The 14,182-nt window shown below is 41.8% G+C and carries 7 protein-coding genes; all 7 read right to left on the minus strand.

What is annotated here, in order from left to right:
* Window positions 1-75 precede the first annotated feature (75 nt).
* The 7 genes from truB to thrC all read right to left on the minus strand — a co-directional run bounded on the left by truB (window position 76) and on the right by thrC (window position 14,140).
* The gene (truB, locus tag KW136_RS03040) at window positions 76-1,026 is read right to left on the minus strand and encodes a tRNA pseudouridine(55) synthase TruB (protein ID WP_216797462.1); all 951 of its coding nucleotides are present in this window, start codon (window positions 1,024-1,026) and stop codon (window positions 76-78) included.
* A gap of 25 nt (window positions 1,027-1,051) precedes the next feature.
* On the minus strand, window positions 1,052-1,420 hold the full coding sequence (gene rbfA / locus KW136_RS03045; protein WP_216797065.1) for a 30S ribosome-binding factor RbfA: 369 nt from the start codon (window positions 1,418-1,420) through the stop codon (window positions 1,052-1,054).
* A 68-nt stretch (window positions 1,421-1,488) separates the two neighbouring features.
* A complete protein-coding gene (infB, locus tag KW136_RS03050; protein ID WP_216797066.1) occupies window positions 1,489-4,290 on the minus strand; it encodes a translation initiation factor IF-2 in 2,802 nt (933 codons plus the stop codon).
* Between the two features lie 108 nt (window positions 4,291-4,398).
* Window positions 4,399-5,874 (minus strand): transcription termination factor NusA, encoded by a 1,476-nt coding sequence (nusA, locus tag KW136_RS03055; RefSeq protein WP_216797067.1) that lies wholly within the window; start codon window positions 5,872-5,874, stop codon window positions 4,399-4,401.
* Window positions 5,874-6,329 carry a ribosome maturation factor RimP gene (rimP, locus tag KW136_RS03060; RefSeq protein ID WP_216797068.1) on the minus strand — a complete coding sequence of 152 codons (456 nt, stop codon included), beginning with the start codon at window positions 6,327-6,329 and terminating at the stop codon, window positions 5,874-5,876. Before rimP ends, nusA begins: the two co-directional genes overlap by 1 nt.
* 384 nt (window positions 6,330-6,713) lie before the next feature.
* Window positions 6,714-8,288 (minus strand): pseudouridine synthase, encoded by a 1,575-nt coding sequence (locus KW136_RS03065; RefSeq protein ID WP_420885622.1) that lies wholly within the window; start codon window positions 8,286-8,288, stop codon window positions 6,714-6,716.
* 4,397 nt (window positions 8,289-12,685) lie between these two features.
* The gene (thrC, locus tag KW136_RS03070) at window positions 12,686-14,140 is read right to left on the minus strand and encodes a threonine synthase (RefSeq protein WP_216797069.1); all 1,455 of its coding nucleotides are present in this window, start codon (window positions 14,138-14,140) and stop codon (window positions 12,686-12,688) included.
* Between the last annotated feature and the right edge of the window lie 42 nt (window positions 14,141-14,182).

The following is a 14,182-nucleotide window of genomic DNA, read 5'->3' on the forward strand; positions in this document are numbered from 1 at the left end:
TATATTACATGGATTAAATAGTCTTAGTTAAATAACCGCAGTATGCTACTAGATCATGAATGATAAAAATCAGTGTTAATAATAGCGGAAGGTAGAAAGTAAGCGCTCTGGAAATAGAACGCCAGACTGCCATCGGCCAATTCCAATTAATCGATTCTTATCAGAGTTATATACCTTTACCCTATCGTTTTCGCTAACACTTGGTTTATTAGCTAAGCGTAATCTCTGCCCGTTTATAAAGCGCTTGGCCATCTCATTATCTAGATTAATTAACTCAAATTTTGATAATAAGGCATCGATCGGCTGAAGATATGATAAACGTTGTTGTCTATCTAGATTAGATAACCTATTTAATGTTACTGCATCCGTTAAAGATAATTCGCCAACACTAGTGCGCCGTAGCATTGCTAAATGTGCTCCACAACCTAGAATTTCTCCAATATCCCTGGCAAGGGCGCGAATATAAGTTCCCTTACTACACGTAATGCGGATTGTTATGGACGCTACTGCCCCTAAAACACAAGTGATGCACTCTAATGCATAGATCGTTACTGAACGGGCCTCACGCTCGAGCGTGTGACCTGCCCGAGCATACACATAAAGCGGTTTTCCATTACGTTTAAGCGCTGAATACATTGGTGGCACTTGCATAATTGGACCACGAAATGCCATAAGCGCTGAATGCACTGCGATACGATCACATGTAACAGGCCGAGTCTTTAATACCTCACCCTCTGCATCATCAGTTGTCGTAGATACGCCTAGTTTTAGTGTCGCATCATAGGTTTTATTTGCATGAAGAAGATTTTGCGAAAACTTTGTCGCCTCTCCGAAACATAATGGCAATAGACCGGACGCAAGGGGATCTAGCGTGCCAGTGTGTCCAGCTTTTTTTACCTTCAGCAGGCGCTTAGCACATGTTAAAGCGTAATTGCTAGAAAGTCCTATTGGCTTGTCTAATAGCAATACGCCATCGATAGGGCTAGAGACTAAACTGTTCGACGTTGGATCAAGTTTATATACTATATTGGTATGGTTGTTTCCCACGGGATTAGTTCTGATAAGCGCTCGTTTTATTTGCCTCTTCGATTAACCGTGATATTTCTATGGCTCTCTCAATTGACTTATCAAATATATAGTGCAGCTTTGGTACAGTATGGATATGTAGACGCTTAAATAATAAGTTATGCAAGTACCCAGCTGCGTGGTTAAGTGCTACTTCTGTTTGTTTTGGGTCTCCAGTGAGAGTCGTAAAAAATATTTTTGCATGTGCATAATCCGGTGTTAGTTTAACAGCTTGGATCGTTACTAGACCAATTCTAGGATCCTTCACTTCGGATGTCATTAGTTCTGCTAAATCACGCCTAATCTGATCGGCGATCCGCACGTTTCGATTTCTGCTATTAGATTTATTTAGCATGAATCAACCTGTTTATAAAAAAAGACTGAGAAGACTGAGCTGAGCGGCATGCGCTCTATCGAAGATAATTAGATTACAGATCTTGCCAGCTCAGTAACTTCAAATACCTCAACTCGATCGTTTTCTTGGATATCGTTAAAATTTTTCAGTGATAAGCCGCACTCAAAACCTTGCTTTACTTCTTTTACGTCTTCTTTGAAGCGTTTAAGCGAATCAAGCTCACCGGTATAAATTACTATACCGGCGCGTAAAACCCGCACTAATGCGATACGCTTAATAAGCCCGTCTATTACCATACAGCCCGCGACTGCACCGACTTTTGGCACCCTGAAAACTTGCCGTACCTCAACCATACCAATAACTGTCTCGAATTTTTCTGGTGCTAGCATGCCGGACATCGCAGCTTTCACTTCATTTATAGCGTCATATATAACGCTATAGTGCCGTAAATTAACGCCATTGGTTTCGGCTAGCTTTCGAGCTTGAATATCTGAGCGTGTATTAAAGCCAATTATGATAGCTTTAGACGCGGTTGCTAGATTCACGTCTGTTTCATTAATGCCGCCTACCGCGCTATGTATAATTTGAACACGTATTTCATCGGTCGATAGTTTTTGTAGTACGTTCACTAACGCTTCCTGTGAGCCACGGACATCAGCCTTCACGATCAGCGGTAGGTTTTGTACTTCGCTAGCATTTATCTGATCTAACATACTCTCAAGTTTTTCAGCCTGCTGCTTTGCGAACTTTACATCGCGGAACTTACCTTGACGGAACAGAGCAATCTCACGAGCCTTACGTTCATCCGGCAGAACAATTACTGGTTCACCCGCACGAGGTACCTCTGATAGTCCCTGAATCTCGATCGGGGTCGATGGCTTAGCTAATTTTATTGCTTTACCAAACTCATCGGCTATTGCTCGCACACGACCATAAGCAGAGCCCGCTAGTACAACGTCACCACGTGATAGCGTGCCTGACTGTACTAGAATCGTGGTGACTGGGCCTTTTCCTTTATCTAGCTTCGCTTCGATTACAATGCCTTTAGCAGGCGCTTCAATAGGCGCTTTCAATTCGAGAATTTCAGCTTGAAGCAACACATTTTCAAGCAGATTATCAATACCCTGCCCTGTTTTAGCAGATATTTCGAGGAACGGCGAATCACCGCCATATTCTTCTGACACTAAACCTTCTGAGATTAATTCTTGTTTTACTCGATCTGGATCTGCGCTAGGCTTATCAATTTTATTAATTGCTACGATAATGGGCACACTGCCAGCCTTAGCATGCGAAATTGCTTCTCTCGTCTGAGGCATTACACCATCATCTGCCGCGACTACTAAAATTACGATATCGGTTGATTTTGCACCTCTTGCACGCATGGCGGTAAATGCCTCATGGCCTGGTGTATCAAGGAACGTGATCATGCCATGTGATGTCTCGACACGGTAAGCGCCAATATGCTGTGTAATACCGCCTATTTCGCTAGAAGCAACTTTTGAATTACGGATATAATCGAGTAATGACGTTTTACCATGGTCGACGTGCCCCATTACAGTAACAACTGGTGGACGCGGAAGCATCTCAACATCGACCGTTTCGCCTCTGATGAGCAGTGCTTCTGGATCATCTAGCTTCGCGGCAATTGAATGATGGCCTAGCTCTTCGACAACTATCATTGCAGTCTCTTGATCTAGAACCTGATTAATTGTCACCATCTGACCGAGCTTCATCATTACTTTAATGACTTCAGAGGCTTTAACAGCTATCTTGTGTGCGAGATCAGCTACAGTGATCGTCTCGGGCACATGTACTTCTCGAACGATTGGTTCAGTTGGAACTTGAAAATTTGTATGTACATCCTGATGTTTGCTACGACCACGTGGACTACCTCGCCAGCCACGATCAACACCACCGCTTGAATCGCCTCGTGTCTTGATGCCGCGCCGCTTCGCGGCGTCTTCTTGCCAGCTGCTTTTATTCGGAATTTTTTTCTTTTCGCCGGATGGAGTAGCTGTAGATACTGATATCGGTTTCTTTGTGCCAGACGATGGCTTAGCAGGCTTATGCAGCGTGCTTTTTGCTTCAGGAGTCTTAATGCGCTCGACTGGTTTTAGCGGCTCAGGAGGCTTGATAGTCATTACCTTGCGTGGTGTTGCTATCATTTTTCGGATGGCTTGTGCTTCAGCTTCTGCTGCTTCTCGCCGCTTACGAATAATCTCCTGCTGTAGGCGAGGCTTTTCAGCCGAAGCTCGGGTGCCGTCTGCTATCTTTTTTTCAGAACTTTGCTCATTGTTTGCATGCGCAGTATTGTCAGCGGACTGACTAGCCCGGTGGTATTGCGCATCGTAATTTCGCTGCCGCTCAGCTATTTTCTGGACAGCTAAAGCAGCACGCCTAGATTCTTTAGCTGCTTCGTCGCGCTCAAGACGCTCTTTCTGCTCACGCGATTTAAGTTCTTGCCGAGCTACTAATACTTCGGCTGCAGGATTTGCTTGCTTCTCACGTTGTTCGAGTTCAGCACTCGCACGATTTTTATCTGCGCTATTTAGCGCTCCGGCATTCGGCTCATCGCGCTTGACAAAAACTCGCTTTTTTCGGACTTGGACCTGGATTAGTCGAGCCTTGCCAGTTGCGTCAGCTTGTTTAATTTCCGACGTCTGACGGCGCGTTAGCATAATTTTACATTTATCAGTATCAGCACTGCCGTGCGACTTGCGCAAGTGATCTAGCAAACGGGCTTTGTCTGCTTCGGACAGTACGTCGTCGGCGCTCGCTTTCTGCATACCCGCAGCTTGAAGCTGTTCGAGCAGCAGGCTTGCAGGCATCTTTAGTTCCGCGGCAAATTGAGCTACGTTATTGCTCGCCATTCATCCCTCTTAGGGCAAAGACAAAGGTCTTCGCAGTTGGTAGTATCTTACTGCGGCTTATTAGGCCGCAGTAATTTAATATGCCATCATAGCGCTGCTTCTCGCTTGTTACTGGAACCAGTGTTCACGCGCTTTCATGATTAGCGCTTTCGCGGACTCCTCTTTTAAGCCAGTTATCTCGACCAATTCATCGACAGCTAACTCAGCTAGCTCTTCACGCGTATATATCTGGTGTTTAGCAAGAGTAGCAAGGAGATTCCCGTCTATTCCATTCAGACTCGTTAGGTCGGGTGATGCGTTTTCAACTTTTTCTTCATTCTCGATAGCCATCGTCATCAGCGCATCACGCGCGCGATTTCGTAATTCGCGCACCGTATCTTCATCAAACGCTTCAATCTCCAGCATCTCGTTGAGAGGAACGTATGCAATCTCTTCGAGGCTTGTAAAACCTTCATCGATTAAAATATCGGCAACCTCCTCATCAAGATCTAATCGCTCTATAAATAGGTTTCGCAGCACGCTGTGCTCTTGAGAGCGTTTCTCGTCCGACTCATCTGGTGTCATGATATTAATCTGCCAACCAGTTAGCTCGCTAGCAAGCCGTACATTCTGGCCACTGCGTCCAATCGCGATAGCTAGCTCATTTTCGTCGACGACGACATCCATCGCATGCTTTTCCTCGTCAACAACAATTGATTGAACAGTGGCTGGTGAAAGGGCTCCGATAACGAACTGTGCAGGATCTACTGACCATAGCACGATATCAATGTTCTCGCCAGCCAACTCGTTACGCACCGCCTGCACTCGTGAACCGCGAATACCGACACAGGTTCCTATTGGATCAATTCGCTTGTCGTAGGCTACCACTGCGATCTTTGCCCGGATACCTGGATCACGCGCTGCTGACTTAATTTCTAGCAGACCCTGCTCAATCTCTGGTACTTCAAGTTCAAACAACTTTATAAGAAATTCAGAAGTCGTTCGTGAGAGCTCGATCTGCGCCCCTCGAGCTGCGCGATCTACTTTAGTGATATATGCACGAACGCGATCTCCTATGCGAAAATTCTCTTTGGGAATTAGTTGATCTCGGCGCAATAACGCCTCAACTCGCCCAGATTCAACAACTAAGTTGCCTTTTTCGAGTCGCTTAATTAGGCCGCTTATTATCTTCTCACCGCGCTCAAGAAAATCGTTTAAGATCTGCTCTCGCTCAGCATCTCGCACTTTTTGAAGAATGACTTGCTTGGCCGCTTGCGCTCCGATTCGACCAAATTCGATCGATGGAATAAGCTCTTCTATATAACCATCTAGTTGTGCATTTACATCCTGTTCAAGTGCTTCAAAAAGAAGTATTTCTTGATCTGGCTGCTGTAAACCAGACTCGTTCGGCACGATTCGCCAGCGCCGAAAAGTCTCATGTTCACCAGACTCACGATTGATTGACACGCGTATGTCCACATCTTTATCGAAGAGCTTCTTCGTAGCCGAGGCGAGCGCTGCCTCGAGCGCAGAAAACACTACACCCGTGTTGACGTTTTTCTCGAGCGCCAGCGCATCTACCAGCATCAACACTTCGCGACTCATTATTTTCGGCTCCTAAAATCGACTTGCGGAACAAGACGAGCACGGTCCAAATCAGCGAGCGTAAAGTCGAGTCTTATTGGGCCGTTTTTTCCTTTAACCTCTAGACCTATTGTATCTCCATTAGGCGCACGTAAGATGCCACAAAACGATCTCCTATGATCAAATGGATGTTTAAGGGTCACCATTGCTTTATTACCAGCAAAACGCTGGAAATCTGCCTTTTTCTTTAAAGGCCGATCTAAACCCGGCGACGAAACTTCGAGACGTTGATAGTTAACATTCTCAACGGTAAGCGCGCGCTGAAGCTGACGCGTCACTTTCTGACAGTCATCGATCGAAATGCCCGTCGGTTGATCAATAAACACACGCAGCATACCGCGTCCCGACCGCTCTAAATCAACAAGCTCGTATCCGAGTCCGGTAACACTATTTTCAATTAGTTCCGACAATTGCATGTTGTTTGCCCTCATGCAGTACGGACCGCGCGCAACACGCGCACCAGTTTCCTATTTCTCCGATTAATTATGCCCTCCCGAAAAGCAAGGCGCATAAACAGCGGTATTGCGCAGTAGAATTTCAGCTATTTTTATGGCAACGTAACACAGCAGAAAAAGTAAAAATGGGCGTTAAAACGCCCCATTTTTACTGGTGGTTACGCCCTGAAGCCGCACCTTAAATAACAAGCGTTTAATAACACACTTTATTAAGTATAGTGTTTTTCTAGGCGACCCGCAATTTACACAGAAAAGCATAGCCGTATGTTATAAAGCAAAGGGCATAAAGTATATCTGTATTGAGATACTGCGTTTCGCATACAGAACGGTTCTAGGAGTGCACGTTTAGCGGCTACGAGGGCGTCTTCTAGGCACACCGCGCTTCTGATCTAGACTATCTTGATGTGGCATTATTGAATCTCGCCTATCAAGCATATTATGTTTTAAGGTATCTTTTTCTAATGTTTGGTTTCCATTAATGTCTCGGTTACCAGAACTCCTCTCTTTGATGTTGGTATACTCGCGTATACTAGAAAATCCGGTATATCCAGGCACTCGTGTCTGAGGTGAACTCCAGTTCATACCGCTACCCGTGCTGCAGCCTAGTCGCCGCTGCGGGCCCGGTGTATCATACCCGATATAGCCGATTGCTGTTTTCATCGGATCTGGTTGACGACGTGACATCACTTTACTACCCTCTCCTTTGTCTTCGCTTGGATCTTTCAATCCAACGGCTAGCATTAATGATCTCACCCGCTTATCCTCTAGCTCCTCCCATCTACTACGCTTAAGACTACGTGGTAGAACGATTGGTCCATGGCGTGTTCGTATAAGCCGGCTGACAGTTAAACCTACGGCCTCAAATATGCGACGTACTTCGCGGTTTCGACCTTCTAAAAGCGCAGCATGGTACCAGTGATTAACGCCTTCGCCACCGCCATCGTGAATATGTAGGAAGCGTGCTGGACCATTATCTAGCTCAACTCCGCTTAGTATTTTTTTCCTTGCATGCTCCGTTAATTCGCCGATGACTCGAACTGCATATTCTCGCTTAACTTGGTAGCGCGGATGCATAAATCGGTTCGCGATGTCACCGGATGTAGTAAGCAATAATAATCCTTCAGTATTAAAATCTAGTCGGCCGATAGCTAGCCATTTTGCCCCTTTAATCATTGGTAACTTATCAAATACAGATGGACGACCTTCCGGATCTGAATAGCTGACAATCTCTCCTGCTGGTTTATGATAGATCAACACGCGTGGTAACTTATGCGGTAGCTTTCTCTTAATTAACTTGCCGTTAATGCGCACCTGATCAGTTAACATGATCCGCTGACCGATATGAGCTGGCTCGCCATTAACCGATACGCGCCCAGCAACAATTAGTTCCTCCATTTCGCGACGCGAGCCCATGCCGACTTCGGCTAATACCTTGTGTAGCTTTGGTGCATCATCTTCAGCTGATAAAACTCGCTTAATAGCGGGCGTACTGTTTGCATGAGTGTTATCTGCGTCGAATGCGGGCGATATAACATAGGTGAATGCGGCGTCGGTGCGCACGGCTCTTTTCTGAGGAGTACCTACTGGCGCTGCAGGTCTATTACTTTTAGAGATTTTACCTTGATTTATATTAGCAGTATCCTTAAAAGGAATGCGTATACGAGATACTCTGCTATCTAGTGATTCTGTTTTGGAGGAAGTATCAACAGCTACGGTCGCTTTTAACTTTGTAACCGCGCGCCGACGAGCCATTAAGCTGCGTAGCCCCCGCCGTAAACCGCGCCGCGGACGTCCCTCACCATCTTCAACTTCTGCGGTTAGTGGTACCGGCAATGAGCACTGGCCTATATCGTGATCACAAGCGGCCGGCACACGGATAAGACCTGACTCAGGAGAATCGGGATCGTGCTTTTCGTTCAAAACAACCTCTAGGTGTCAGAATACGGGCGCGCTTTATTTAGCCGCGCCAGTATTGGTGGTATGTATTATATAAATATCGTGCGATATTAGGTCACTTTTCATGACTCTCATCAATTTTTGATTCCGCTAGGAGCGGGCGGCAGATATCAGATATGTATGCCGCCCGCCTCTACTAATGTTAGTATATAGTGTTAGATTATTTACAGGATTGTTCACTTGTAGAGCTAGAGAAATTTTATCTACGCATAATACTAAACGTCTCCAAGACTAAAATCACAATCCTTGTTGTTATAAGTGGAAACGGTTGTCCAAATCGGCTATTCTAAGAATGTATAAACACCATCCAGTCGCTTATGGACTCTCGTATTCTCGAATCGAGATACCGGAAATATACTTAATATCGCCACGCGTGGACTGACTAACGATATCTCTATATTGAAGGCATCTTAAGTAGTGCATACAAATACTATAGTAGTTTCTCCAGAGTAAGCTGATCTAGGAAAATAGGAATTATAGAATACTCTTTTAGAATCCCTATCCAGTTTCTATAAACGCTAAATACCCTGGTTATTCTAACTTGGATCTAAGCGGCTTTTGTACGAAAGTTTAATCCATTTTAGGTTTTTGCTTTTTAGGTGTGCATTTAGTTTAATTGCTTGTAGTGAGGAATATTAGTTCCGGATATCAGTAAGTTTTCGGAATCATCATAGACAAAATACGCCTAATACAACCCAGAGGAACCACGTCTTTAAATCTAATGATACTTAAAAACATAATGCGTAAAGATTAGGGTTTATAAACAAGGTGTTATTTAGAACATCTAATGACAAAAATATTGCCTTGGTATTTTATCTAATTCTTACTAATCTTCCCTGTTACAGAAAGGTCCAGAAATAGTGCTATAAATACCTTAATTTAAAAGTGTAACTTATGGTTGAGCTGGTTACCCATATAAAGCCCAGATTAACTTCAATATAATACCACCATCAATTAAGGGACTATAAAAGATGCGATAGCTAGCAATTTAAGACACATGTATAAGTAAAGCACTAACTTTATTATTAATATAGATCAAGTTGGTATTTCTTATTATTAAGACTAAAGTCCGGTGCGCTTTAACGGTACCATTTTAGATGGTATGTAGATGGTACTTACTCTCAAGAAGCTATACTTGAAAAATAAGGCTTACGTTTTAGTCGCCCCAACTTCATTTTACTATAAAAGTTCAACGCTGAACTATCTACAGTCGGATAGCTCTTAATAAAAGCACTGAGGGTTATTGGGCAAAGGTACTTTGAGCCCTTGCTTATAATAAATCTCGAATACGCAACTCTGAAGCTGTATCAGACGATAGGACTAGAATAGTATGGACTATGCACGCAATATGTCACATGATAATGAGCGCCTAAGAATCTATCTCAGACCTAGCAATACTTAATTCTTAAGACCTATCGCCTCTTCAGCATATCGCTCTACTAATACTGTGCTACTTATATAATGGCAGTTATTTTGCCTGATTACGCTGTAATCGATAACTTGATAATACTAAAGTTTTTGCATCGTAGATAGATAAATTAATGCCCAACTTCCATATCTTACTTGTTTATATAGATAATACAAGGAAATACCGCCATGAAAATATAAATAAAGCAAGGAAGTGAACCACATAGACGCGAATCTTGTATAGCATAGCGTCACTAATAATAAAAACTATACCTAAATCCGATAACCCAAACACAAACAAAAACGTACTTAATATTATCACCAGATCGTATTAATTATATAATCTATATTAGCTCTTTTAGACATACTACCTAACTCTTACTTTTGGCTGTTAACTCTGCTAAATGCACGCTAAAATAAAATGGCGATAGTAATTTACATCTTAATTTTATATCTTAATGCTAGCTAGATAGCACACATAGACAATGTGGCGTAATTATGCTTTTACTAGAATTGGGTTATTAATATAATGTAGCTTTATTTAGATAGTATTTGCGTTATCATAACTATGGTTTAAAATAACAAGAAAACACATTTCGACAGCCTCTCTAGGCGAGTCTATTTTTATTAGAATTTATGCTCTGTATTATAATAGAACTTTTAGGATGTGGGGGCAGCTTAGTTTACACTATAACCTTAAAAATAAGGAGAGTGTCTTTATCACAGATAAAGTTTATTATTAAGGTAATAATCTATACCCTAAGTTATCATAGGGGTATAGCGAACTAGATAATTACCTTAATAATAAACTTTATTGACGCGCATTAATATGTAGACGTTGTTAGTTAATATGTAAAACACTTTTACTTTATAATTTCAAAAAAGATTAAACATTATCTCTAAAATAAGAAAGAGGGTTATCAGCACCAGTCTTATTCTGGTTTAGATACTAGTCTTTCTAGTTAAAAATAACAGTATTGAGCCACCTGGTAAGTAGAGGGCTTCGGAAAACATCACGTTTATGTGCTACACTGACGATAGTCGATAGAAACCTAGTAGGTTACTTTAAATCTTAAATATTTTTACTTTTACTTATAATTAAGATCTATATATCTATATAAGGATATTATTCCACTATTTTCTATGCGTTCATATAATTTTATTCATAGAATAGTATCTATTTAACTAATCTTAAATTGTGCGAACTTACTATATATTATAGAGTATAGACTACGTATATATATTAATTATAAATCATAAGATTTTTTAATATGATGAGTCGTAATTTACTCACTACGTTATAAACATTAAAAAATATAATTTCAGAGAGTTCAGTTTATATCTCAGCAGACAAACGAAGCGTTTATAGTTCTTATTACGAATACAGCCAATAATTTTATGGAGGTGGAGACGCTCTTGTAAAAGTTATTTTGTTAGCACCTAAATTAATTGGCTAAGATACTGAGCCTCTAGTAGAGGATTATTCTGCTGAATTTCTAACCGACTTTGTTTGTTATTTTATTAAATAACTGTTTATATAATCTGCATCGGATAATAAATGCATAGTTCCTCCATCTAACATATTTGCGAGCTGCATACAATATTTATCTTATAACCTAGTCGTATAAGTAGAGATAAGCGATTTGGATAAAGTATATTAACTATTTTATCCGGTATTATCAGGCGGGTTTTATACTAGCTTATCTCTGTAATACGGAGATTATACGAGTTTAGAAATAGAACGAAGCTTTGTTCAAGCTAGAAGCAATGTACCTGAGCACCCTACTTAAGGTGAGTGGTTATAATCGACTATAAGCCAGAGCTGCATACCTTCGCACTGGACATATATTCTCAAACTAGCAGAAGACCCCCCCTATCTTACCGACTTATCTTCGCTCTAATTATCATATCTACCTCAAGATAGCGACATTGCATTAGCTTTATACACAAGCGGCCGCTGGTTAGTAATGTTATATCTATATCTTGGGCACGGTCAGAGAGACACTTTATCTGACATAGTACTTCTTATAGTCGCTTCTACGCATTAAGCGCATCTCGACAGTGCCAATCTAGTTACCGCTAATAGCAATAGCAGTAATAAAATATAAGATTAAATTATTTTGAATAGATTGCATAAATTCCCTAAAAATCCGACTAGATATTTTATAATAATTACTCGTTTAGTATATCGGTTTTTTATCTCAAGATACGGAAATAATATTTTTATAATATAGAGCGATACCTATTAGACCTATAACTGCTTTAGAGAGGGCCTCGAACCTATATAGTCAAACTGACTGTAAGATTTGTTTAGTGTTAGAGATACATTTATTACCTAGATCGTATAATATAAGGATTATTTATATGGTAAAGCTAGGAAATCTTATCCTAAGATACAGCGGGATTTTAGAGTCATTGTAAGTTCTTGAGAGCAGAAATACTTACACCTCAAATTTGCTGGGTGAGCAGAGGCGGCATTACTGCTAATCTGACTACTGATTCGGTTTTTCTCTAGTTCTCGGCTTATTCGTAGGTTACTTATACGATATGTATTACACCTATAGTAGGTTAGGACGCATAAGAATCTACATAAATATGTATTATTTAGTCTGCTTAACTGGAAAAATTTTGAGAGGGCTTATATATAGCACATCCGCATATATTTAGATGGTCGTGGAAAGTAGTCTTTATATAACAAGTATCCAATAATACATTAACAAAGACTTATGATCTGTATATTGGGAGTGATAATTCTCAAACTTTCTAAATATATCGATATAGTATTTGCCGTAGTGTTTACGTGACATTGAAATTCAATTTACTATGTGCGATTATTAGTCTTTATACGGAATATCTCCGTCGACTGCTTCTACTTTTCGTTCACTAAAGATCGCGTGAATTTTATCGATATTTCGAGATATAGAATGCATGAAATGCTTTTTGCAACACATAGTCTAACTATTAATCTGTGTGCGCATAAAATCTTTAATACGGTTAGCGTCGGCTGGTAAGACGGTAAAACGCTGGGGCAATATCTCTAGTTTGTCGAAAGCAGGCGGTCTTGGAGGATCTTGATCTAAAGCTTCCCGAATCGTATCACTAAACTTTATAGGTTGTGCGGTTTCGAGAACAATCATCGGTACTCCTGGCTCTAGATATTCTCTAGCTACCTTTACGCCATCCGCTGTATGGGTATCGATTATTATTTGGTAGCGACGGTAGATATCGCGGATTGTTGCAATTCGATCTGTATGCGTGCTGCGACTAGATACGAAACCGAACTCGCGAACGCGTGTAAGGTCGTCCAACGTGGATAAATCGAATCCACCTTTTGTTTCTGCGGCGCAGAACAACTGTAATACCCGACTCGAATCACGGTCTAGTAAGTCAAAAACGAAGCGCTCAAAGTTTGACGCTTTCGAGATATCCATACTTGGACTAGTTGTATGATGGATTTCAGCGGCTGAGCGCAATCGATACTTGCCAGTCCGGAAAAATTCGTTAAGCACATCGTTTTCATTGGTGGCAACCACGAGTTTTTCAATCGGCAAGCCCATCATTCTAGCAATGTGACCAGCGCATACATTGCCGAAGTTTCCTGATGGAACTGTGAAAGACACGCGCTGGTCGTTATGGTGCGTAGCATCAAAATAGCCTCGAAAATAGTAAACAATCTGCGCATTAATCCGAGCCCAGTTGATTGAGTTAACTGTACCAATTTGGTATTGCTCTCTAAATGCATGGTCGTTCGAAACTGCTTTAACAATATCTTGACAATCGTCGAACACCCCTTCTACTGCAATATTAAAGATGTTTGGATCCTGTAGACAAAACATTTGAGCGGTTTGAAATGCGCTCATCTTGCGATAAGGCGACAGCATAAATACACGAACGCCCCGTTTGCTGCGCATTGCATATTCAGCGGAACTACCAGTATCACCCGATGTTGCGCCAAGAATATTTAATTGCTGCGCATGGCATGTCGCCAATGCGTACTCAAATAGATTGCCAAGCAACTGCATTGCTATATCTTTAAATGCAAGGGTTGGCCCGTTAGATAACTCTAGCAGTGATAGAGACGTACCGCTTTCAATGCCTAGGGTTTTAAGGGGCGTAATACGTTTCGCGAGACTAGTATCTCGTGTATTTGAGTAAATATCGGCTCGATAAGTTCGATGAGTTAATGCTAGAAGGTCGTGAGCCGGCACATCATCGCAGAATTTTTTGAGGATCTCAAACGCTAGATCTGCATATGACAAAGTACGCCAGTGCAACAGCTCAGCGTTAGACACGTGCGGATATCGTACCGGCATGTATAGCCCGCCATCTTTTGCAAGCCCGCCGAGTAGAATGTCAAGAAACGCATAACGCTTGCCGAGCTCGGCACTGCGCGTAGAAATATAGTTCATCTAGAATGTCCTCTAGCGCTTCGCTTATAGCTAAAGCAAGTA

The organism is Candidatus Vallotiella hemipterorum (genome assembly GCF_910593725.1).
Lineage (GTDB): Bacteria > Pseudomonadota > Gammaproteobacteria > Burkholderiales > Burkholderiaceae > Mycetohabitans > Mycetohabitans hemipterorum.